The organism is Streptomyces sp. NPDC058371 (genome assembly GCF_042723265.1).
Lineage (GTDB): Bacteria > Actinomycetota > Actinomycetes > Streptomycetales > Streptomycetaceae > Streptomyces.
In genome coordinates, this window is the sequence record NZ_JBHXJC010000001.1 from 540,047 (window position 1) to 561,378 (window position 21,332).

Annotated in this window: 22 protein-coding genes; 17 read left to right on the forward strand and 5 right to left on the reverse strand. The window is 70.9% G+C overall.

The window, feature by feature from the left end:
* The first annotated feature begins 42 nt into the window (after window positions 1-42).
* Window positions 43-990, forward strand: a complete 948-nt coding sequence (locus ACFWM2_RS02295; RefSeq protein WP_383272085.1) for a GlxA family transcriptional regulator — start codon at window positions 43-45, stop codon at window positions 988-990.
* Between the two features lie 56 nt (window positions 991-1,046).
* Complete coding sequence (locus ACFWM2_RS02300; RefSeq protein ID WP_383272087.1) at window positions 1,047-1,673, forward strand: DJ-1/PfpI family protein; 627 nt, start codon at window positions 1,047-1,049, stop codon at window positions 1,671-1,673.
* On the opposite strand, the gene ACFWM2_RS02305 is transcribed toward ACFWM2_RS02300, so the two are convergent.
* The gene (locus ACFWM2_RS02305; protein ID WP_383272089.1) at window positions 1,665-2,414 is read right to left on the reverse strand and encodes an enoyl-CoA hydratase/isomerase family protein; all 750 of its coding nucleotides are present in this window, start codon (window positions 2,412-2,414) and stop codon (window positions 1,665-1,667) included. The genes ACFWM2_RS02300 and ACFWM2_RS02305 overlap by 9 nt on opposite strands.
* A gap of 284 nt (window positions 2,415-2,698) precedes the next feature.
* Here ACFWM2_RS02305 and ACFWM2_RS02310 point away from each other — a divergent pair, with 284 nt between their 5' ends.
* A complete protein-coding gene (locus ACFWM2_RS02310; protein ID WP_383274072.1) occupies window positions 2,699-3,205 on the forward strand; it encodes an ATP-binding protein in 507 nt (168 codons plus the stop codon).
* A gap of 12 nt (window positions 3,206-3,217) precedes the next feature.
* Here ACFWM2_RS02310 and idi read toward each other — a convergent pair whose 3' ends face one another.
* From idi to galE, 4 genes are all read right to left on the reverse strand, one after another.
* Window positions 3,218-3,811, reverse strand: coding sequence for an isopentenyl-diphosphate Delta-isomerase (gene idi / locus ACFWM2_RS02315; RefSeq protein ID WP_383272091.1), 594 nt, complete (start codon window positions 3,809-3,811; stop codon window positions 3,218-3,220).
* Between the two features lie 122 nt (window positions 3,812-3,933).
* Window positions 3,934-4,065, reverse strand: a complete 132-nt coding sequence (locus ACFWM2_RS02320; RefSeq protein ID WP_383272093.1) for a hypothetical protein — start codon at window positions 4,063-4,065, stop codon at window positions 3,934-3,936.
* Window positions 4,066-4,167: 102 nt separating this feature from the next.
* Window positions 4,168-5,106, reverse strand: a complete 939-nt coding sequence (locus ACFWM2_RS02325; RefSeq protein WP_383272095.1) for a cation diffusion facilitator family transporter — start codon at window positions 5,104-5,106, stop codon at window positions 4,168-4,170.
* 134 nt (window positions 5,107-5,240) lie between these two features.
* Complete coding sequence (gene galE / locus ACFWM2_RS02330; protein ID WP_383272097.1) at window positions 5,241-6,221, reverse strand: UDP-glucose 4-epimerase GalE; 981 nt, start codon at window positions 6,219-6,221, stop codon at window positions 5,241-5,243.
* Window positions 6,222-6,557: 336 nt separating this feature from the next.
* Here galE and ACFWM2_RS02335 point away from each other — a divergent pair, with 336 nt between their 5' ends.
* The 14 genes from ACFWM2_RS02335 (at window position 6,558) to ACFWM2_RS02400 (ending at window position 21,328) form a co-directional block, all read left to right on the forward strand.
* On the forward strand, window positions 6,558-8,357 hold the full coding sequence (locus ACFWM2_RS02335) for a DUF5941 domain-containing protein (RefSeq protein WP_383274076.1): 1,800 nt from the start codon (window positions 6,558-6,560) through the stop codon (window positions 8,355-8,357).
* Window positions 8,354-9,106, forward strand: a complete 753-nt coding sequence (locus ACFWM2_RS02340) for a sugar phosphate nucleotidyltransferase (protein ID WP_383272099.1) — start codon at window positions 8,354-8,356, stop codon at window positions 9,104-9,106. The genes ACFWM2_RS02335 and ACFWM2_RS02340 overlap by 4 nt, the downstream gene beginning before the upstream one ends.
* Window positions 9,094-10,155 (forward strand): iron-containing alcohol dehydrogenase family protein, encoded by a 1,062-nt coding sequence (locus tag ACFWM2_RS02345; protein WP_383272101.1) that lies wholly within the window; start codon window positions 9,094-9,096, stop codon window positions 10,153-10,155. The genes ACFWM2_RS02340 and ACFWM2_RS02345 overlap by 13 nt, the downstream gene beginning before the upstream one ends.
* Window positions 10,133-10,912, forward strand: coding sequence for a CDP-alcohol phosphatidyltransferase family protein (locus ACFWM2_RS02350; RefSeq protein ID WP_383272103.1), 780 nt, complete (start codon window positions 10,133-10,135; stop codon window positions 10,910-10,912). The genes ACFWM2_RS02345 and ACFWM2_RS02350 overlap by 23 nt, the downstream gene beginning before the upstream one ends.
* Before the next feature lie 8 nt (window positions 10,913-10,920).
* A complete protein-coding gene (locus tag ACFWM2_RS02355; protein ID WP_383274079.1) occupies window positions 10,921-11,793 on the forward strand; it encodes a glycosyltransferase family 2 protein in 873 nt (290 codons plus the stop codon).
* A 96-nt stretch (window positions 11,794-11,889) separates the two neighbouring features.
* Entirely contained in the window at window positions 11,890-12,819 is a 930-nt protein-coding gene (locus ACFWM2_RS02360) for an ABC transporter permease (RefSeq protein ID WP_383272105.1), read from the forward strand.
* Window positions 12,812-13,591, forward strand: coding sequence for an ABC transporter ATP-binding protein (locus ACFWM2_RS02365; protein WP_383272107.1), 780 nt, complete (start codon window positions 12,812-12,814; stop codon window positions 13,589-13,591). The genes ACFWM2_RS02360 and ACFWM2_RS02365 overlap by 8 nt, the downstream gene beginning before the upstream one ends.
* 404 nt (window positions 13,592-13,995) lie before the next feature.
* Window positions 13,996-14,928, forward strand: a complete 933-nt coding sequence (gene hpnC, locus ACFWM2_RS02370) for a squalene synthase HpnC (RefSeq protein ID WP_383272109.1) — start codon at window positions 13,996-13,998, stop codon at window positions 14,926-14,928.
* Window positions 14,925-15,875 carry a presqualene diphosphate synthase HpnD gene (gene hpnD, locus ACFWM2_RS02375; protein ID WP_383272111.1) on the forward strand — a complete coding sequence of 317 codons (951 nt, stop codon included), beginning with the start codon at window positions 14,925-14,927 and terminating at the stop codon, window positions 15,873-15,875. Before hpnC ends, hpnD begins: the two co-directional genes overlap by 4 nt.
* The gene (locus ACFWM2_RS02380) at window positions 15,875-16,015 is read left to right on the forward strand and encodes a DUF6380 family protein (RefSeq protein WP_383272113.1); all 141 of its coding nucleotides are present in this window, start codon (window positions 15,875-15,877) and stop codon (window positions 16,013-16,015) included. The genes hpnD and ACFWM2_RS02380 overlap by 1 nt, the downstream gene beginning before the upstream one ends.
* The gene (gene hpnE, locus ACFWM2_RS02385; protein WP_383272115.1) at window positions 16,012-17,442 is read left to right on the forward strand and encodes a hydroxysqualene dehydroxylase HpnE; all 1,431 of its coding nucleotides are present in this window, start codon (window positions 16,012-16,014) and stop codon (window positions 17,440-17,442) included. Before ACFWM2_RS02380 ends, hpnE begins: the two co-directional genes overlap by 4 nt.
* Window positions 17,439-18,569, forward strand: a complete 1,131-nt coding sequence (locus ACFWM2_RS02390) for a polyprenyl synthetase family protein (RefSeq protein ID WP_383272117.1) — start codon at window positions 17,439-17,441, stop codon at window positions 18,567-18,569. The genes hpnE and ACFWM2_RS02390 overlap by 4 nt, the downstream gene beginning before the upstream one ends.
* A gap of 108 nt (window positions 18,570-18,677) precedes the next feature.
* Window positions 18,678-20,687, forward strand: coding sequence for a squalene--hopene cyclase (shc, locus tag ACFWM2_RS02395; RefSeq protein ID WP_383272119.1), 2,010 nt, complete (start codon window positions 18,678-18,680; stop codon window positions 20,685-20,687).
* Window positions 20,687-21,328, forward strand: a complete 642-nt coding sequence (locus tag ACFWM2_RS02400) for a 1-hydroxy-2-methyl-2-butenyl 4-diphosphate reductase (RefSeq protein WP_383272121.1) — start codon at window positions 20,687-20,689, stop codon at window positions 21,326-21,328. The genes shc and ACFWM2_RS02400 overlap by 1 nt, the downstream gene beginning before the upstream one ends.
* Window positions 21,329-21,332: the final 4 nt, after the last annotated feature.

Here is a 21,332-nt window from a genome sequence, read left to right on the forward strand (position 1 = left end):
CTCGTCATTGCGGCCATCGGTCCCGGCTCCCAGAATCAACACATGCGAACCGTCCTGGTCGTCCTCTTCGACGACGTGCAGAGCCTCGACGTCACGGGGCCCATCGAGGTCTTCGCGGGTGCGGACGTGTACCGCGGTGGCTCGTACGGCATCGTCACCGCCTCGCTGGACGGCGCTCCGGTGCGCACCACCAGCGGCCTCACCCTCGTCCCGGACCACGCGCTGGCGGACGTCCCCGCCCCGCACACCCTCGTCGTCCCGGGCGGTCTGGGCACCCGGACCGCGGATCCGCGCCTGATCGACTGGCTGAGGAGGCACGGCCCGCGCGCCGAGCGCCTGGTCTCCGTCTGCACCGGAGCCGGGCTGCTCGCCGCGGCGGGTCTCCTGGACGGCCGCCGGGTGACGACGCACTGGGCGTACTGCGCCGAGCTCGCCCGGGACCACCCGGCGATCGAGGTCGACCCGGACCCCATCTACGTACGCGACGGAAACGTCGCCACGTCGGCCGGAGTGACCGCCGGAATCGATCTCGCCCTCGCCCTCGTCGAGGAGGATCTGGGCCGTGACGCCGCCCTCGTCATCGCGCGTCACCTGGTCGTCTTTCTGCGCCGGCCGGGAAACCAGGCCCAGTTCAGCGCCCAGCTGGCCGTCCAGACCGCCCGGCGCGAGCCGCTGCGCGAAGTCCAGCAGTGGATCACCGAACACCCCGGCGACGAGCTGTCCGTCGCGTCGCTCGCCGCCCGCGCGCAGCTCTCGCCCCGCCACTTCGCCCGTGCCTTCCAGGCCGAGACGGGCGTGACGCCGGGCCGGTACGTCGACCGGGTCCGGCTGGAACACGCCCGCCGCCTTCTGGAGGACACCGCCGACGGCGTCGAGGAGATCTCCCGCGCCTGCGGCTACGGCACCCCGGAGGCGATGCGCCGCGCCTTCGTCAGGACCCTCGCCGCCTCCCCGGCCGAATACCGGCGCCGCTTCCATCCGGCCCGCTGAAGTGCCCTCCGCGGCCCAACCGTCCTCCGGGACAGTCACTCACCGAAAGGAACTCCATGCAGATCGCGATCGTCCTCTACGAGGGCTTCACCGTCCTCGACGCGGTGGGCCCGTACCAGATGCTCGGTGGCATCCCGGGCGCGGAGGTCGTCCTCGTCGCCGAGCGCAAGGGGCCCGTCAGGGACGACCGGGACAGTCTGTCCCTGATCGCCGACCGCTCCCTCGCCGAGGTCCCGAGCCCGGACGTCGTCGTCGTTCCGGGCGGCCCCGACCCCAGCGGCGCGATGGGCAGCGACGTCCTGCTCGACTGGCTGCGCCGCGCCGACACCACCAGCACCTGGACCACGTCCGTGTGCACGGGTTCGCTGATCCTGGCCGCCGCCGGACTCCTCAAGGGCCGCCGCGCCACCTCGCACTGGCTCGCTCTGGACGACCTGACGGAGTTCGGAGCGGAGTCGACCGGCGACCGCGTGGTGACCGACGGCAAGTACGTCACCGCGGCCGGGGTCTCCGCGGGCATCGACATGGGGCTCACCCTCGTCGGCAGGATCGCCGGCGACCGGGCCGCCCAGTCCGTTCAGCTGCTCACGGAGTACGACCCACAGCCGCCGTACGACGCGGGGTCCCCGGCGAAGGCACCGGCCGACCTGGTCGAGCAGTGGCGCCGCACGGCGTCAGCCTGACCCCGTCCATGTGAAGCGCGGCTGCCGGCGCTCCAGGAACGCGGCGACGCCCTCCGCGGTGTCGCCGCTGCCGCGCGCCTGTCCGGACCAGTAGGCGTCCCGGTCCGTGCGCCCGTCCGCGAACTCCTTGGCCGCGGCCTGCGTCAGCTGCGAGCGCGCGGCCAGGATCCGGGCGAACTCGGCGACACGTTTGCCGAGTTCGCCCTCCGGCAGCACCTCGTCCACCAGGCCCGTCCGCAGCGCCCGCTCGGTGTCGATCAACTCGCCCGAGAACAACAGGTACTTGGCGGTCGCGGGTCCCACCAGCGACACCAGCCGCCGGGTGGAGGAGGCCGGGTAGACGATCCCCAGCTTCGCCGGCGTCACCCCGAACAGCGCGCCCTCCTGCGCGAACCGCAGATCACAGGCCGCCGCCAACTGGGAGCCGCCGCCCACGCAGTACCCGCGGACGGCCGCCAGCGTCGGCTTCGGGAAGGCCGCGAGTGCCTCCTCGGCCCGCACCGAAAGCCCCTGGGCCTCGTCCGATGAGCCGCGCAGCGTGGAGATGTCGGCCCCGGCACAGAACGTCCCGCCCTCGCCCGTCAGCACCAGCACGCGTACGGCGGCGTCCGCGGTCAGCCGGTCGAGCAGGGGCGGCAGGGCCCGCCACATGCCGGCCGTCATGGCGTTGCGCTTGGCCGGATGGTGGATGACGACGGTGGCGACCCCGTCGGCGACGCTGTGCAGCAGCTGCGGCTCCATGCACCGGATGCTAACCGCACCCGCCGTCCGTACGATCATCGACGCCGGGGGCTGCGGCGGCGGGACGAATCGGGCGGGCCCGGCGTCAAACCCGTACAACCCGAACAGTTCCCGAAGGCGGCACAACAGGGACAGGAACGGTCCCGCACCCGTCGAAGTCGTGCGCCGACAGTCGGAAAGCTGTCGATACTCGCTGACTTCTGTTCAGTACTTCGGTACGGACCAGCGCGTTCTCAACACTCGACTGTGTGGTGACAATCGAGCGCAAGGGTGGCGACCGGACGATGGAGAACCAGGGGCGGGGGGCCGACTCACGCCCTGCGGGCGGCGGGGAGGTGCCTCTCGGTCCAAGACCCCCGGACCCGCTGCCGTACGAGGGTGTCTGGCGGTTCACCGCCCCCGCCGTCGACCCCTCCGTGCCGCAGGCGCGTCACGCCGTGCGGGACCTGCTCGTCCGCCAGGGGGTGCCCCTCTCGGACGACCTGCTCCAGGGACTGCTGCTCATCGTCTCCGAGCTGGTCACCAACGCGGTCCGGCATGCGGCGCTGCTGTCGCCGATGCTGGCCGTGGAGGTCGCCGTCGGCGCCGAGTGGGTGCGGATCTCCGTGGAGGACAACCACCCCTACCGCCCCACCGCCCTGGAGGCCGACCACGGGCAGACCGGAGGCCGGGGGCTGCTGCTGGTCCGTGAGGTCACCAAGGAGGCGGGCGGGGTGTGCGACGTCGAGCACACGGCGGGCGGCGGAAAGGTGATCTGGGCCGCCCTGCCGCTCAAGCCGTTCGTCGGCTAGGGAGGCGCGACGTCACCAGCCGGCGGACGGGCCCGTCAGCTCCCTGACCGCCGGACGTGCCGCGTCCAGGACGGTCATGAACCACGACGAGAAGGGCTCCTTCGCGTGCCGCCGGGCCAGCTCGTCGGCGCTCACGAAGGCGGTCGACCCGACCTCTTCCGGGTCCGGGCGCACCGGGGCCTGGACCATCCCCACGAACAGGTGGTTGTACTCCTGCTCCACGAGGCCCGAGTCCGGGTCCGGGTGGTTGTAGCGGACCGTGCCCGCCTCACCCAGCAGCGACGGTGACACCCCGAGCTCCTCGTACGTCCGCCGGGCCGCCGCCGCGAAGGGTGACTCGCCCGGGTAGGGGTGACCGCAGCAGGTGTTCGACCAGACACCGGGGGAGTGGTACTTGCCGAGGGCGCGCTGCTGGAGCAGGAGCCGCCCGCGCTCGTCGAAGAGGAAGACGGAGAACGCCCGGTGCAGTTGCCCGGGGGGCTGATGGGCGGAGAGCTTCTCCGCTGTGCCGATTGTCGTGCCGTCCTCGTCGACCAGTTCCAGCAAGATCGCTTCAGCGGTGCCGTTCGACGAACTGTGCGTCGCGGTGGCAGGTGTGATCGGCATACCCATCCTTCGCATCGGTCTTCGGGTCCCAAGTCTGCCGTACGAAACCGGCACTCCGGACACTCGCGGCGCTCCGCATGTCTCTCCCCCGACATCGCAACGGGACACGCGGTCGACGTGGGTCAGACGCCGAAAGCGGCCGGATACCTGATCGTGCCCGCTGCCACGGACGAGGAACCGCTCCGGACCAGGGCCATCATGTGTTCGTGCAGTACCTCGGATCCGGGCCGGATGCCGTACTCCGAAGCGGGCACGAAGCCGAGTTTCGAGTAGTACCCCGGATGCGGGTGCCGTCCGGAGCCTCGGCGACGGCGTCTCGACACTCCGTCCGGCTCCCGGCGGTCCTGTCGGTCCCGCTAGTGGCAGAGCTTGGCCTCGTGCTCCGCGTGTCCGCTCGGTTCGAGCTGGAAGGTGCAGTGCTCGACATCGAAGTGGTCACCGAGGCAGCCCTGCAGTTCATGAAGGATCTTCTCGTGACCGATCGCGTTCAGGGTGTCGGTGCCGACCACCACATGGGCGGAGAGGACCGGCATCCCGGAGGTGATGGTCCAGGCGTGCAGGTCGTGGACGTCCTCGACCCCGGGCAGGGCCAGGATGTGCGCCCGCACCTCCGCCATGTCGACATCCCTGGGCGCCGACTCCAGCAGCACGTCGAGGGTCTCGCGGAGCAGCTTCCAGGTCCGCGGGACGATCATCAGGCCGATGACGAGGGAGGCGACCGGGTCGGCGGCCTGCCAGCCGGTCGTCAGGATGACGGTCGCGGCGATCAGCACCGCCACCGAGCCCAGCGCGTCGGCGGCCACCTCCAGGAAGGCGCCGCGCACATTGAGGCTCTCCTTCTGGCCGCGCATCAGCAGGGTGAGCGAGATCATGTTCGCGACCAGGCCGATCAGACCGAACACGACGGTCAGACCGCCCTCGGTGTCGGCCGGTGTCACAAAGCGCTGGATCGCCTCGTACAGCACGTAGCCGCCCACGCCGAGCAGCAGCAGACAGTTGGCGAGCGCCGCGAGGATCTCGGCGCGGGCGTAGCCGAAGGTGCGGTTGCCGCTCGGCGGCAGGTTGGCGAAGTGGATCGCCAGCAGCGCCATGCCCAGACCCAGCGCGTCCGTCGCCATGTGCGCCGAGTCCGCGATGAGCGCGAGCGAGTCGGCGAGCAGGCCGCCGACGATCTCGACCACCATGACGGTGAGCGTGATCGACAGCGCGACGCGCAGCCGCCCGCGGTACGCCGCTGCCGCCGTACCCGTCGGGGGAGCGCCGTGCGCATGTCCGTGGTCGTGCCCAGCCCCCATGGAAGCCGCCTCCTGTGCTCTGCCCGGGATCACAGTGAACTACGGCCGGGGGGTATGTGGCAACGCGGCATTGAACACCGTTGTCATATGCTCTGACCTGCGGAAACGATGCGCAGGTCAGAGCGCGGGACCGGTCAGACCGCGGACTTTCCCCGCTGGTGCAACTGCCATCCCTGCCACGCCGACTCGACCATCTCGCGTACCCCGCGCCGTGCCGTGAAGCCCAGCTCCTCGGCGGCCAGCGCGGCCGAGGCGACGGCGCGCGGGGCGTCGCCGGGACGCCGCGGCTCGACGACCGCGGGTCGGTTGTCGCCGCTGACCTCGCCGATGAGGCTGACCAGTTCGCGAACCGAAACCCCCTCACCGCGCCCGATGTTGGCCGTCAGATCGCCCGTGGCACCCCCGGACAGTCGCCGGGCCGCCGCCAGGTGGGCGTCCGCGAGGTCGGCGACGTGGATGTAGTCGCGGACGCAGGTGCCGTCCGGCGTCGGATAGTCGTCGCCGAAGATCCGCGGGGCCTCGCCGCGGGAGAGCCGGTCGAAGACCATCGGGATCACGTTGAAGATGCCGGTGTCGGCCAGCTCCGGAGCGGCGGCACCCGCCACGTTGAAGTAGCGCAGACACACGGTCGCGATGCCGTGCGCCCGGCCCGCCGCCCGCACCAGCCACTCCCCGGCGAGCTTGGTCTCGCCGTAGGGGCTCATCGGGTCGCAGGCCGTGGCCTCGGTGATCAGCTCCACATCGGGGTTGCCGTAGACGGCCGCCGAGGAGGAGAAGAGGAAGCGCTCGACGCCGGCGCCGGCCGCCGCTTCCAGGAGCGTCGCGAGACCGCCCACGTTCTCCTGGTAGTAGCGCGTGGGCTGCGCGACGGACTCACCGACCTGCTTGCGTGCGGCGAGATGCACCACACCGGTCACGGAGTGCTCGGCCAGGACGCGCTTCAGCAGCTCTCCGTCCAGCGACGAGCCCTGCACCAGCCGGATGTCCGCCGGGAGCCGCCCCGCGACACCGGCCGAGAGGTCGTCGAGCACGACCACGCGCTCCCCGGCCTCGGCCATCGCCCGCGTGACGTGCGCCCCGATGTATCCAGCCCCACCTGTGATCAGCCATGTCATGGACGCCCACCCTATGCCGGTTCCGCGCCCGGCCGCCCTTGTCCCGAAGTGTTCCCCCTGCACCGCTCCGCGGTGGTACGCCGGGGACATGTGCGATGCCGTGAATGCGCCGGTCTGGGGCCGCGGTTTGTGGCCGGGGCCCCGGATCCCTGATGATGATCTCGGCGGAGGCGGCCACGCAGACCGGGTTGATCGGGCCGTGAACGGGCGGTGAACGTGCGCTTCCCATCATCCGATAGCCTCTGCCGACATGCCGCCCGCCGCCCCAGGCGCAGGGCCATCCCACCACGCACATGCCCGGCGCGGACGCGTCGGCACCCCAGGGAGTGAGTTCGTCTGTCGACCGCCATCCTCACCGGCCAGCCGGTCCCCGGATCGTCGCTCGAGGGCGATCTGCGGTCGCTCGGCTTCGACGTGCGGGTCGCCTCCGACGCCGGTGACGCCGAGGCGCTCCTCGCCGCGGTGCCCGCCGGGCGGCGGGTCGCGATCGTCGACGCCCGTTTCGTGGGCCACCTGCACGCGCTGCGCCTCGGTCTCACCGACCCGCGCTTCCCTGCCGCCGCGCTGCCCGGGGCCGTCACGGTCCAGCCCGGCGCGCGCCAGGCGCTGACCCGCGCGGTGGCCCGTGAGAGCTTCGCCGCGGGCGGCGGCGCCACCGTCGTCATCGACAACCTCGCCGACCGGGTCACGGCCGCGCTCGACGCGGACGGCGTCGCGGTGCACCGGCCCGACCTCGGCACCCTCGTGGCCGCGGTCCCCACCGACCCGCAGGCCCGCAACGAGGCACGGCAGGCCGTTTCGGCCGTCGACGACGAGGCCGTACGACTGCGCACGGCCGTGAAGTCCCGCGACGGGTTCTTCACCACCCACTTCATCAGCCCGTACTCGCGCTACATCGCCCGCTGGTGCGCCCGGCGCGGGCTGACCCCGAACCAGGTCACCACCGCCTCGCTGCTCACCGCCCTGATCGCGGCGGGCTGCGCCGCCACCGGCACCCGCGCCGGCTTCGTCGCCGCGGGCCTGCTCCTCCTCTTCTCCTTCGTCCTCGACTGCACGGACGGGCAGCTCGCCCGCTACTCGCTGCAGTACTCGACACTCGGCGCCTGGCTCGACGCGACCTTCGACCGCGCCAAGGAGTACGCCTACTACGCGGGCCTCGCCCTCGGAGCGGCCCGCGGCGGCGACGACGTCTGGGAGCTCGCCCTCGGCGCGATGATCCTGCAGATCTGCCGGCACGTCGTCGACTTCTCCTTCAACGAGGCGAATCACGACGCCGCCGCCAACACCAGTCCCACCGCGGCCCTTTCGGGCAAGCTCGACAGTGTCGGCTGGACGGTCTGGCTGCGCCGGATGATCGTGCTGCCCATCGGGGAGCGCTGGGCGATGATCGCCGTCCTCACCGCGTTCACGACGCCCCGCATCACCTTCTACGCCCTGCTCATCGGCTGCGGCTTCGCGGCGACGTACACCACGGCGGGCCGCGTCCTGCGCTCGCTGACGCGCAAGGCACGGCGCACCGACCGCGCGGCGCGGGCCCTGGCCGACCTCACCGACTCGGGTCCGCTCGCCGAGCTGCTCACCCGCTTCACGCGCGGTCTCCCGCGCCGCGGCCCGGCCTTCCTGGCCTTCGCCGGCGGCGCCCTTGTGGTGCTGGTCACCGTCTTCGTCCCGTACGGCAGCTGGTGGCCCGTCCTGGCCGCCGCGGTGTACGTGCTCCTGTCGCCGGTGGCGCTGCAAAGGCCCCTGAAGGGCGCCCTGGACTGGCTGGTCCCGCCGTTCTTCCGGGCGGCCGAATACGGCACCGTTCTGGTGCTGGCGGTCAAAGCCGACGTGAACGGAGCGCTGCCCGCGGCTTTCGGGCTGGTGGCCGCTGTCGCCTACCATCACTACGACACGGTGTACCGCATCCGCGGCAACGCCGGCGCGCCACCGCACTGGCTGGTGCGGGCGATCGGCGGGCACGAAGGCAGGACGCTGCTGGTCACCGTCCTGGCCGCGCTGCTCGCCGCCACAGATTTCAAGGTCGCGCTCACGGCACTCGCCGTGGCCGTGGCACTCGTGGTGCTCGTCGAGAGCATCCGCTTCTGGGTGTCCTCCCATGCACCCGCCGTACACGATGAAGGAGAACCCGCATGATCGGCCTCGTGCTGGCGGCCGGCGCCGGACGGCGTCTGCGCCCCTACACCGACACCCTGCCCAAGGCACTGGTACCGGTCGGTCCTGAGGGCAACGAGGACAGCCTCACCGTCCTGGACCTGACCCTCGGCAACTTCGCCGAGATCGGCCTGACCGAGGTCGCGATCATCGTCGGGTACCGCAAGGAGGCCGTCTACGAGCGCCGCGAGGCGCTGGAGCAGAAGTACGGCGTCAAGATCACCCTGATCGACAACGACAAGGCCGAGGAGTGGAACAACGCCTACTCCCTGTGGTGCGGCCGTGACGCCATCAAGCACTCGGTGATCCTCGCCAACGGCGACACCGTGCACCCGGTCTCCGTCGAGAAGACGCTGCTCGCCGCCCGTGGCGACGGCAAGAAGATCATCCTCGCCCTCGACACGGTGAAGTCCCTCGCCGACGAGGAGATGAAGGTCGTCGTCGGCCCCGAGGGTGGCATGACGAAGATCACCAAGCTGATGGACCCGGCCGAGGCGACCGGTGAGTACATCGGCGTCACCCTCATCGAGGGCGACGCGGCCGACGAGCTCGCCGACGCGCTGAAGACGGTCTTCGAGACGGACCCGCAGCAGTTCTACGAGCACGGCTACCAGGAGCTCGTGAACCGCGGCTTCCGCATCGACGTCGCGCCCATCGGCGACGTCAAGTGGGTCGAGATCGACAACCACGAGGACCTCGCCAAGGGACGTGAAATCGCGTGCCAGTACTGACGAGGCTCATCCCCTCGCCGGTCGTCGTCGACATCCGTCCGGGCGCCCTGGACGATCTGGCGAAGATCCTCGCCGACCAGCGGATCTCGCACTCCGGCAAGCTCGCCGTCGCGATCAGCGGCGGCTCCGGGGCAAAGCTGCGCGAGCGGCTCTCCCCGGCGCTGCCGGGTGCGACCTGGTTCGAGGTCGGCGGGGGCACCCTGGACGACGCGATCAAGCTCGCCGACGCCATGAAGAAGGGGCACTACGACGCGGTCGTGGGCCTCGGCGGCGGCAAGATCATCGACTGCGCGAAGTTCGCCGCGGCGCGTATCGGCCTCCCGCTGGTCGCCGTCGCCACGAACCTCTCGCACGACGGTCTGTGCTCGCCGGTCGCGACCCTCGACAACGACGCGGGCCGCGGCTCCTACGGTGTGCCGAACCCGATCGCGGTCGTCATCGACCTCGACGTGATCCGTGAGGCACCGGTCCGCTTCGTGCGCTCCGGCATCGGCGACGCGCTGTCCAACATCTCCGCGGTCGCCGACTGGGAGCTGGCCCACCGCGAGAAGGGCGAGTCGATCGACGGCCTCGCCGCCGCGATGGCCCGCCAGGCCGGCGAGGCCGTCCTGCGCCACCCGGGCGGCGTCGGCGACGACGCCTTCCTCCAGGTGCTCGCCGAGGGTCTGGTCCTCACCGGTATCTCCATGTCGGTCGCGGGCGACTCCCGCCCCGCCTCCGGCGCCTGCCACGAGATCAACCACGCCTTCGACCTCCTCTTCCCCAAGCGCGCGGCCAGCCACGGCGAGCAGTGCGGCCTGGGCGCGGCCTTCGCGATGCATCTGCGCGGAGCCCACGAGGAGTCCGTGTACATGGCCGAGGTACTGCGTCGGCACGGGCTGCCGGTGACGCCGGAGGAGATCGGCTTCACCGTGGACGAGTTCGTCCAGGTCGTGGAGTTCGCTCCGCAGACCAGGCCCGGCCGCTACACGATCCTCGAACACCTCGACCTGACCACCGACCAGATCAGGGACGCATACGCCGACTATGCAAAAGCCATCGGTAGCTGAGCTCCGCCCGGTCGTCCACCCCCCGGGGGTGAAGGACCGGCGGAGCGGCGAACACTGGGCCGGCCGGCTCTACATGCGCGAGCTCTCACTGCGCATCGACCGGCACCTGGTGAACACCCGGGTCACGCCCAACCAGCTGACCTACCTCATGACCGTCTTCGGCGTCCTCGCCGCCCCGGCCCTGCTCGTGCCGGGCATCCCGGGCGCCGTGCTCGGCGTGCTGATGGTCCAGCTCTACCTGCTGTTCGACTGCGTCGACGGCGAGCTCGCCCGCTGGCGCAAGCAGTTCTCGATGGCCGGGGTCTACGTGGACCGGGTCGGCGCGTACCTGTGCGACGCCGCGGTCCTGGTCGGCTTCGGCCTGCGCGCCGCCGACCTGTGGGGCTCGGGCCGGATCGACTGGCTGTGGGCGTTCCTCGGCACGCTGGCCGCCCTCGGCGCCATCCTGATCAAGGCCGAGACCGACCTCGTCGGCGTCGCCCGGCACCAGACCGGCAAGGAGCCGGTCCAGGAGTCCGCCTCCGAGCCGCGCTCGTCCGGTATGGCGCTGGCCCGCAAGGCCGCCGCGGCGCTGAAGTTCCACCGGCTCGTCCTCGGCGTCGAGGCCTCCCTGCTGATCCTGGTCCTGGCCGTCGCCGACACCGTCCGCGGAGACCTGTTCTTCTCCCGGCTCGGCGTCGCCGTACTGGCCGGCATCGCGATCCTGCAGACCCTGCTGCACCTCGTGTCCATCCTCGCGTCGAGCAGGCTGAAGTGAGTGCCGCCATAAAGGTCGGGGCGGTCATCATCACGATGGGCAACCGCCCCGACGAACTCCGCGCCCTTCTCGACTCGGTCGCCAAGCAGGACGGCGACCCGGTCGAGGTGGTCGTGGTCGGCAACGGCTCGCCCGTCCCGGACGTCCCCGCGGGCGTCCGCACGGTCGAGCTGCCCGAGAACCTCGGCATCCCCGGCGGCCGCAACGTCGGCATCGAGGCCTTCGGCCCCGGCGGCACCGACGTCGACGTCCTGCTCTTCCTGGACGACGACGGCCTGCTCGCCCGGCACGACACCGCCGAGCTGTGCCGCGAGGCCTTCACCGCCGACCCCGAGCTCGGCATCATCAGCTTCCGCATCGCCGATCCCGAAACCGGTGAGACGCAGCGCAGGCACGTGCCCCGGCTGCGCGCCGCCGACCCCCTGCGCAACTCCCGCGTCACCACGTTCCTGGGCGGTGCCAACGCCGTCCGTACGAAGGTCTTCGCCGAAGTCGGCGGGCTTCCGGACGCATTCTTTTACGCCCACGAGGAAACCGACCTGGCATGGCGGGCCCTCGACGCGGGCTGGATGATCGACTACCGGTCCGACATGGTGCTGTACCACCCGACGACCGCGCCCTCGCGGCACGCGGTCTACCACCGCATGGTCGCGCGCAACCGCGTCTGGCTGGCCCGGCGCAATCTGCCCGCGCTGCTCGTTCCGGTCTATCTCGGCGTCTGGATGCTGCTGACCCTGCTCCGCCGCCCCTCCGCACCCGCCCTCAAGGCCTGGTTCGGCGGCTTCAAGGAGGGGTGGACCAGCTCGTGCGGCCCCCGGCGCCCCATGAAGTGGCGTACGGTGTGGCGCCTGACTCGACTGGGCCGGCCTCCCGTTATCTGACAAGCTCGATATCTGAGAGCATGCGGCCGTACCCGGTCCCTGGCTTCTGCCTAGGCCCGACCAGGCTGCGCACTTTGAGGACGAAAGTTTCCACTTGTGAGTGAGACAACGCATGACGGCGGGGTCGCGGTGAGCGACCGACCGTCGCCCGATGACGGGCTCTCCGCAACCGAGCTGGCTGCCAAGTACGGGCTCGCGGTCAGTGGTGCCCGGCCGGGACTCGTCGAGTACGTCCGCCAGCTCTGGGGGCGCCGTCACTTCATCCTCGCCTTCTCGCAGGCGAAGCTCACCGCGCAGTACAGCCAGGCCAAGCTCGGCCAGCTGTGGCAGGTGGCGACCCCCCTGCTGAACGCGCTGGTGTACTTCCTGATCTTCGGCCTGATCCTGAAGGCCGACCGCGGGATGACCCGCGAGGTGTACATCCCGTTCCTGGTGACCGGCGTCTTCGTCTTCACGTTCACCCAGAGCTCGGTGATGGCCGGGGTCCGGGCGATCTCCGGCAACCTCGGGCTGGTGCGCGCGCTGCACTTCCCGCGTGCCGCGCTGCCGGTCTCGTTCTCGCTGCAGCAGCTCCAGCAGCTGCTCTTCTCGATGATCGTGCTGTTCCTGGTGGCGATCGGCTTCGGCAGCTACCCGAAGCTGTCGTGGCTGCTGATCGTCCCGGTGCTCGCCCTGCAGTTCCTGTTCAACACCGGCCTCGCGATGATCATGGCCCGGATGGGATCCAAGACCCCGGACCTCGCCCAGCTGATGCCGTTCGTGATGCGTACGTGGATGTACGCGTCGGGCGTGATGTTCTCCATCCGGATCATGCTGAAGGGCCGGCCGGAGTGGATCGCCGACGTCCTTCAGTGGAACCCGGCCGCCATCTACATGGACCTGATGCGCTTCGCCCTCATCGACGGGTACGGCTCCGGGAACCTGCCCCCGCACGTCTGGGCGGTCGCGGGCGGCTGGGCGGCGCTCGTCGCGCTCGGCGGCTTCGTGTACTTCTGGAAGGCGGAAGAGAGGTACGGCCGTGGCTGAGCAGAGGACCGACTCCCACATCCCCACCGTCATCGCGGACGAGCTGCACATCGTCTACCGGGTGAACGGCGCCAAGACCGGCAAGGGCAGCGCCACCTCGGCCCTCAGCCGCATCGTCAAGCGCGGCGAGGAGCGCGGCGTGCGCAAGGTGCACGCGGTCAAGGGCGTCTCCTTCATCGCCTACCGCGGCGAGGCCATCGGTCTGATCGGCTCCAACGGCTCCGGGAAGTCCACCCTGCTGCGCGCCATCGCCGGTCTGCTGCCCGCCGAGAAGGGCAAGGTCTTCACCGACGGCCAGCCCTCCCTGCTGGGCGTGAATGCGGCGCTGATGAACGACCTCACGGGCGAGCGCAACGTCATATTGGGCGGGCTCGCGATGGGCATGTCCCGGGAACAGATTCGCGAGCGTTACCAGGAGATCGTCGACTTCTCGGGCATCAACGAGAAGGGCGACTTCATCACGCTCCCCATGCGCACCTACTCGTCCGGCATGGCGGCCCGGCTGCGCTTCTCCATCGCCGCGGCCAAGGACCACGACGTCCTGATGATCGACGAGGCCCTGGCCACCGGCGACCGCAAGTTCCAGAAGCGCTCCGAGGCCCGCATCCGCGAGCTGCGCAAGAGCGCCGGCACGGTGTTTCTGGTCAGTCACAACAACAAGTCGATCCGCGACACCTGCGACCGCGTGCTGTGGCTGGAACGCGGCGAACTGCGGATGGACGGTCCGACCGAAGAGGTCCTCAAGGAGTACGAGAAGTTCACGGGCAAGTAGCCGCCCTTCTCGCGTGCACACGACAGAACCCCGCAGGAGCCCCTCCGGCGGGGTTCTGTCGTGCAACCGGAACTCCGCCGGAGGTGTCCTGACGGGCAAGAGGACGCGCCGGGGGAGATCAACTGTGCAAAGAGAGGCCCAACTCTGGCTCCTCTTAGGAATCTTGACGCCAATCGGTGTGTTGTTGTGATGTGCAGGACACCCCGACGAGGCACGGCGCGTTGTACAACGTAAGCTGTACCGGTGCTGATTCGCGGCAAGTAGGGCGATAATGCGCGACACCGGCACCGGGCGGGCCCCGCGGCTCGTCGAGCGGCGTGTCCGAAATGGGATGCATTGGGTCGGCAGTGTAGAACGGGAGATGTGACGGCAATGGCTACGGAAACTCTCCGGCTCCGCGATGCATGTGCCGTCGCCGCGCCGGGTGGCGAGTGGTGACCGAAGCCCGGACGGCGCGCGCCGGCCACCCGGAGCGCGGCACGCTCGACAAGGCCGCGGACGAGAACTTCCCCGTGGCGCCGTTCTTCCTGCCCAGGGCCTGGCGCGACGACCTCATGGCCGTGTACGGCTTCGCCCGGCTGGTCGACGACATCGGCGACGGCGATCTGGCCCCCGGCGGCGCGGACGCCCGGCTGCTCGGTGTCGCCCCCGAGGACGCCGAGGACCGGCTGCTCCTCCTCGACGCCTTCGAGGCCGACCTCCACAAGGTCTTCGACTCGATCCCCGGCCACCCCCTGCTGCGCAACCTGCAGCCCACGGTCCGCCGCGCGGGACTCACCCTGGAGCCCTTTCTCGGACTGATCGCCGCCAACCGGCAGGACCAGCTCGTCAAGCGCTACGAGACCTACGACGACCTCCTCGCCTACTGCGAGCTGTCCGCGAACCCCGTCGGCCGCCTCGTCCTCTCCGTCACCGGCACCTCGACCCCCGAGCGGATCCGCCGCTCCGACGCCGTGTGCACGGCGCTGCAGATCGTCGAGCACCTCCAGGACGTGGCCGAGGATCTCGGACGCGACCGCATCTACCTGCCCGCCGAGGACATGAAGCGTTTCCATGTCCAGGAGGCGGATCTCGCCACGCCCACAGCAGGCGCATCGGTGCGCGCACTGGTTGCATACGAATCAGAACGCGCCCTGAACCTCCTGAATGAAGGCACCCCCCTAGTGGGTAGCGTCCACGGCAGGCTGAAGCTGCTGCTTGCGGGGTTCGTGGCGGGGGGAAGGGCGGCGATCCGTGCGATTGCCGCCGCTGAATACGACGTACTTCCCGGCCCGCCCAAGCCCGGCAAGCTCCAGTTGCTGCGCGAGGTGGGAGTGACTCTGCGAGGAGAGGGGTGATCCGGAGCGTGGAGTCGGAACAACACGCGTCCGCACCGGTACTCGCCGCTTACAGCTACTGCGAGACAGTGACCGGACAGCAGGCCCGCAATTTCGCGTACGGCATCAGACTGCTGCCTACGCCCAAGCGCCGAGCGATGTCGGCGCTCTACGCGTTCTCCCGGCGTGTCGACGACATCGGCGACGGCGTGCTGGCACCGGACGTGAAGGCGACCCGGCTCGAGGACACCCGGGCGCTGCTGACCCGGGTGCGCGAGGGCTCCGTGGACGAGGACGACACCGACCCGGTGGCGGTCGCGCTCAGCCATGCGGCGGAGGCGTTCCCGCTGCCGCTCGGCGGCCTCGACGAGCTCATCGACGGCGTCCTGATGGACGTACGCGGTGAGACGTACGAGACCTGGGACGACCTGAAGGTGTACTGCCGCTGTGTCGCCGGAGCGATCGGGCGGCTCTCGCTGGCCGTATTCGGCACGGAGCCGGGGGCGCGCGGTGTGGAGCGGGCGTCCGAGTACGCCGACACGCTCGGGCTCGCGCTGCAGCTCACCAACATCCTGCGGGACGTGCGCGAGGACGCCGAGGGCGGGCGTACCTATCTACCGGCCGACGATCTCGCCAAGTTCGGCTGCTCGGCCGGGTTCAGCGGGCCGACGCCGCCGGCCGGTTCCGATTTCGCGGGCCTCGTGCACTTCGAAGTGCGTCGGGCTCGCACTCTTTTCGCCGAGGGCTACCGGCTGCTGCCGATGCTGGACAGACGCAGCGGAGCCTGTGTCGCCGCGATGGCCGGCATCTACCGTCGCCTCCTGGACCGCATCGAGCGGGATCCGGAGGCCGTGCTGCGCGGCCGCGTCTCGTTGCCCGGACGCGAGAAGGCGTACGTCGCCGTACGCGGCCTGTCGGGCCTCGACGCCCGCCATGTGTCCCGGGGCACCGTCAGGAGGCGTGCCTGATGGGCAATTCGCCCCAAAGTGATTCCTCCGGCGAAAAGCGGCACGCAACCCTCCGGAGTCGCGTGGCGTCCCTGACTGCAACGACCGGCCGTGCACCGTTCAAGCACCGCGGCCCGGTTGCGGGGGAGGGGAAACGATGACCGACGGGACACCGTCCGAAGGGCGGGACGCGGACATCCCGGAACACCCCGCGGGCGCGACCGCCGTGGTCGTCGGCGGCGGGCTCGCCGGGATCACCACCGCGCTCGCGCTCGCCGACGCCGGGGTGCGCGTGACCCTGCTCGAAGGCCGGCCCCGTCTGGGCGGGCTCGCGTTCTCCTTCCAGCGCGGCGGACTGACGGTCGACAACGGGCAGCATGTGTATCTGCGCTGCTGCACCGCCTACCGCTGGTTCCTCGACCGCATCGAGGGGGCCGAGCTCGCGCCGCTGCAGGATCGTCTCGACGTGCCCGTACTCGACGCGGCGGGTACACCGGGCAAGCGACTGGGCAGACTCAGCCGCACCGCCCTGCCGGTCCCGCTCCATCTGGCGAAGAGCCTCGCGACGTATCCGCACCTCTCGCTCGTTGAGCGCGCCAAGGTCGGCCGTGCCGCACTGGCGCTCAAGGGGCTCGACCTCGCCGACCCGGCGCTCGACGCGCAGAACTTCGGCACCTGGCTGGCCCGGCACGGTCAGTCGGAGCGTGCCGTCGAAGCACTGTGGGACCTGGTGGGGGTCGCCACCCTCAACGCGGTGGCCGGCGACTCGTCGCTCGCGCTCGCCGCGATGGTGTTCAAGACCGGTCTGCTGTCCGACCCGGGCGCGGCCGACATCGGCTGGGCGCGCGTCCCGCTGGGCGACCTGCATGACCGGCTCGCCCGCAAGGCGCTCGACTCCGCGGGCGTGCGCACCGAAGTCCGTACACGCGTCACCTCCATCTCCCGGTACGAAAACGGGCGTTGGAGCGTTCAGGTTCCCGGCGAGAACATCGACGCCGACGCGGTCGTCCTCGCCGTACCCCAGCGAGAGGCCCACGATCTGCTGCCGGCGGGCGCGCTCGACGCCCCCGAGCGGCTGCTGGAGATCGGCACCGCGCCGATCCTCAACATCCATGTCGTCTACGACCGGAAGGTGCTCGGCCGGCCGTTCTTCGCGGCGCTCGGCTCCCCGGTGCAGTGGGTCTTCGACCGCACCGAGGCCTCGGGGCTCGCCGAGGGGCAGTACCTCGCGCTGTCCCAGTCGGCCGCGCACGACGAGATCGACGAGCCCGTCGCCGCACTGCGCGAGCGCTATCTGCCGGAGCTGGAGCGTCTGCTGCCCGGCACGCGCGGCGCGCAGGTGAAGGACTTCTTCGTGACCCGGGAGCGCACCGCGACGTTCGCTCCCACTCCGGGCGTCGGGCGGCTGCGGCCCGGCGCTCGCACCAGGACCCCCGGCCTCTACCTGGCCGGAGCGTGGACCGCCACAGGGTGGCCCGCGACCATGGAGAGCGCGGTCCGCAGCGGTGTCAGTGCGGCCGGCGCCGCGCTGGGCGCCCTGGGCCGGCCCCGCGATCACCTTCTCGAACTCTTCGAGGAGGCGGCGTGACGCTCGATCTGCCGGGGACCGGTCCCCGCACCCCCGGTATCGCAACAAGAGGAGAGACTGTGCCCACTGTGCCCCCGGCCGAAACGGCTGCCGACGCGGTGGACGTGTCCGCGCTCCTGGAGCGCGGCCGGACCCTTGCCACCCCGGTGCTGCGCGCGGCCGTCGACCGGCTGGCAGCACCCATGGACACCGTCGCCGCCTACCACTTCGGCTGGATCGACGCCGAGGGCAACCCCTCGGACGGCGACGGCGGCAAGGCGGTACGCCCCGCGCTTGCCGTGCTCTCCGCGCAGGCGGCCGGCGCGCGCCCGGAAGTGGGCGTCCCCGGCGCGGTCGCCGTCGAACTGGTCCACAACTTCTCGCTGCTGCACGACGATCTGATGGACGGCGACGAACAGCGCCGCCACCGCGACACCGTCTGGAAGGTGCACGGCCCCGCACAGGCCATCCTGGTCGGCGACGCCCTGTTCGCGCTGGCCAACGAGGTCCTGCTGGAGCTCGGCACCGTCGAGGCGGGCCGCGCCGCCCGCCGGCTGACCACGGCGACCCGCGCCCTGATCGACGGCCAGGCCCAGGACATCTCCTACGAGCACCGCGAGCGGGTCACCGTCGAGGAGTGCCTGGAGATGGAGGGCAACAAGACCGGCGCCCTGCTCGCCTGCGCCTGCTCCATCGGCGCGGTGCTCGGCGGCGCCGACGACCGCACCGCCGACACCCTCGAGAAGTACGGTTACCACCTCGGCCTCGCCTTCCAGGCCGTCGACGACCTCCTCGGCATCTGGGGCGACCCGGAGGCCACCGGCAAGCAGACCTGGAGCGACCTGCGCCAGCGCAAGAAGTCGCTGCCGGTGGTGGCCGCGCTGGCCGCGGGCGGGCCCGCCTCCGAGCAGCTCGGCGAGCTGCTCGCCGCGGACGCCAAGGCCAACGACTTCGAGAACTTCTCCGAGGAGGAGTTCGCCGCGCGGGCCGCGCTCATCGAGCAGGCGGGCGGCCGCGAGTGGACCGCCCAGGAGGCGCGCCGCCAGCACACCATCGCCATCGAGGCCCTGGACTCGGTCCGGATGCCGGACCAGGTACGGGCCGAGCTGGTGGCGCTCGCCGACTTCGTCGTCGTACGGAAGAGATGATCACTATCGGTCGAATAAGCCTCGCGTAGTCGCCGGCCGGTGCCGCGGGAGAAAGCGCACCGGCCGACGGCGGACCCAGCAGACATGTCACTGCACGAAGGGGAAGCCATGACAGCGACGACCGACGGAAGCACCGGGGCCCTGCCGCCTCGCGCTGCCTCGGCCAGCGAACCACTGCAGCACAGCGACACGCTCCCGGAGGCGGCCGGGACTGTCGGTACTCAAGACGCCGCCGCGCGCGCCATGCGGCGTGCCACCGACTTCCTGCTGTCGCGGCAGGACGCCGAGGGCTGGTGGAAGGGCGACCTCGAGACGAACGTCACGATGGACGCCGAGGACCTGCTTCTCCGTCAGTTCCTGGGCATCCGCGACGAGAAGACCACACACGCCGCCGGGCTGTACATCCGCGGCGAACAGCGCGAGGACGGCACCTGGGCCACCTTCTTCGGCGGTCCCGGCGAACTCTCCACCACCGTCGAGGCGTACGTCGCCCTGCGCCTGGCCGGTGACCTGCCGGACGAGCCGCACATGGCGAAGGCGTCCGCGTGGATCCGTGAGCGGGGCGGCATCGCCAAGGCCCGGGTCTTCACCCGGATCTGGCTCGCCCTGTTCGGCTGGTGGAAGTGGGACGACCTGCCCGAACTTCCCCCGGAGCTCATCTACTTCCCGAAGTGGATGCCGCTCAACATCTACGACTTCGGCTGCTGGGCGCGGCAGACCATCGTGCCGCTCACCGTCGTCTCCGCGAAGCGTCCGGTGCGGCCCGCGCCGTTTTCGCTCGACGAACTGCATGTCGACGCGGGCAACCCCAACCCGGTCAAGCCCTTTGCCCCGGCGGTGAGTTGGGACGGGGCCTTCCAGCGTCTCGACAGGGCGTTGCACCTCTATCGCAAGGTCGCGCCCCGCCGGCTGCGCCGGGCGGCGGTGAACACGGCCGCCCGCTGGATCATCGAGCGGCAGGAGAACGACGGCTGCTGGGGAGGCATCCAGCCGCCCGCCGTCTACTCGGTCATCGCCCTGCACCTGCTCGGCTACGACCTCGAACACCCGGTGATGCGCGAGGGGCTGGCGTCGCTGGACCGTTTCGCCCTGTGGCGGGAGGACGGGGCCCGGATGATCGAGGCCTGTCAGTCGCCGGTGTGGGACACCTGCCTCGCGACGATCGCGCTCGCCGACGCCGGGGTGCCCGCCGACCATCCGCAGCTGGTCAAGGCCGCGGACTGGATGCTCGGCGAGGAGATCGTCCGGCCCGGCGACTGGTCGGTGAAGCGGCCGCAACTCCCGCCCGGCGGCTGGGCGTTCGAGTTCCACAACGACAACTACCCCGACATCGACGACACCGCGGAGGTCGTCCTCGCGCTGCGCCGGGTCAAGCACCACGACCCGGAGCGCCTGGAGAAGGCCATCGGGCGCGGGGTGCGCTGGAACCTCGGCATGCAGTCGAAGAACGGCGCGTGGGGCGCCTTCGACGTCGACAACACCAGCCCCTTCCCCAACCGGCTGCCGTTCTGCGACTTCGGGGAGGTCATCGACCCGCCGTCCGCGGACGTCACCGCGCACGTCGTCGAGATGCTTGCCGTGGAGGGGCTCTCGCACGACCCGCGCACCCGGCGGGGCATCGAATGGCTGCTCGCCGAACAGGAGCCGAACGGCTCCTGGTTCGGCCGTTGGGGGGTCAACTACGTATACGGCACAGGATCGGTGGTCCCGGCGCTCGTCGCCGCCGGGCTGCCCGGCTCGCACCCGGCGATCCGGCGGGCCGTCGGCTGGCTGGAGACCGTGCAGAACGACGACGGCGGCTGGGGCGAGGACCTGCGCTCCTACCACGACGTCGCCGAGTGGAGCGGCCGCGGCGCCTCGACGGCCTCCCAGACCGGCTGGGCACTGCTCGCGCTGCTCGCGGCGGGCGAACGCGACTCCAAGGCGGTGGAGCGCGGGGTCGAATGGCTTGCCGGGACCCAGCGGGAGGACGGCTCCTGGGACGAGCCGTACTTCACCGGCACCGGCTTCCCCTGGGACTTCTCGATCAACTACCACCTCTACCGGCAGGTCTTCCCGCTGACCGCGCTCGGCCGGTACGTGAACGGCGAGCCGTTCGCCGAGACCGAGGGGGGTTGATGAGCACCAAGCCCGAGCCGGCCCCGCTGCTCATCGCCTGTGCGCTGGGCATCGAGCACCTCGCCCTGCGCAGCGGCGACCGCGGCGGCGCCGACGGGCCCGTCACCGTACTGCGGACGGGGATGGGACCCAAGGCCGCCGAGCGCTCCGTCACCCGGGTGCTCGCCGACCCGGGGCTGCACGACGCGGCCGTCCTGGCCACCGGGTTCTGTGCCGGGCTCGCCCCCGGCATGCACCCCGGTGACCTCGTCGTCGCCGAGGAGACCCGGGATCGACGCGGCACCACCCGCTGCGTGGGCACCGAGCTTCTCGTCAAGGAACTGGCCCGCGCCCTGCCCGGGCGCACCGTCCACACCGGGCCGCTCACCGGCTCCGACCACGTCGTCTGCGGCCACGAACGGGCGGCACTGCTCGCGACCGGCGCAATCGCGGTCGACATGGAGTCCGCCGCCACGCTCCACAGCGCCGTCCGCACGGGCACCCGCCCGGTTGCGGCCGTACGGGTGGTCGTGGACGCTCCAGAACATGAACTCGTCCGTATCGGCACGGTACGCGGTGGAATATCGGCTTTCCGTGTTCTTCGTGCCGTCCTTCCCGCTTTTTATGAATGGCACCGTTCTTTGCTGCTCCCTCGGAGGTGAGCCA

Excerpts from the sequence above, each read along its gene's own strand:
- ACFWM2_RS02295 (WP_383272085.1), top strand. The coding sequence starts at position 43 with ATGCGAACCGTCCTGGTCGTCCTCTTCGACGACGTGCAGAGCCTCGAC.
- ACFWM2_RS02300 (WP_383272087.1), top strand. The coding sequence starts at position 1,047 with ATGCAGATCGCGATCGTCCTCTACGAGGGCTTCACCGTCCTCGACGCG.
- ACFWM2_RS02305 (WP_383272089.1), bottom strand. The coding sequence starts at position 2,414 with ATGGAGCCGCAGCTGCTGCACAGCGTCGCCGACGGGGTCGCCACCGTC.
- ACFWM2_RS02310 (WP_383274072.1), top strand. The coding sequence starts at position 2,699 with ATGGAGAACCAGGGGCGGGGGGCCGACTCACGCCCTGCGGGCGGCGGG.
- idi (WP_383272091.1), bottom strand. The coding sequence starts at position 3,811 with ATGCCGATCACACCTGCCACCGCGACGCACAGTTCGTCGAACGGCACC.
- ACFWM2_RS02325 (WP_383272095.1), bottom strand. The coding sequence starts at position 5,106 with ATGGGGGCTGGGCACGACCACGGACATGCGCACGGCGCTCCCCCGACG.
- galE (WP_383272097.1), bottom strand. The coding sequence starts at position 6,221 with ATGACATGGCTGATCACAGGTGGGGCTGGATACATCGGGGCGCACGTC.
- ACFWM2_RS02340 (WP_383272099.1), top strand. The coding sequence starts at position 8,354 with ATGATCGGCCTCGTGCTGGCGGCCGGCGCCGGACGGCGTCTGCGCCCC.
- ACFWM2_RS02350 (WP_383272103.1), top strand. The coding sequence starts at position 10,133 with ATGCAAAAGCCATCGGTAGCTGAGCTCCGCCCGGTCGTCCACCCCCCG.
- hpnC (WP_383272109.1), top strand. The coding sequence starts at position 13,996 with ATGTGCCGTCGCCGCGCCGGGTGGCGAGTGGTGACCGAAGCCCGGACG.
- ACFWM2_RS02380 (WP_383272113.1), top strand. The coding sequence starts at position 15,875 with ATGGGCAATTCGCCCCAAAGTGATTCCTCCGGCGAAAAGCGGCACGCA.
- hpnE (WP_383272115.1), top strand. The coding sequence starts at position 16,012 with ATGACCGACGGGACACCGTCCGAAGGGCGGGACGCGGACATCCCGGAA.
- shc (WP_383272119.1), top strand. The coding sequence starts at position 18,678 with ATGACAGCGACGACCGACGGAAGCACCGGGGCCCTGCCGCCTCGCGCT.
- ACFWM2_RS02400 (WP_383272121.1), top strand. The coding sequence starts at position 20,687 with ATGAGCACCAAGCCCGAGCCGGCCCCGCTGCTCATCGCCTGTGCGCTG.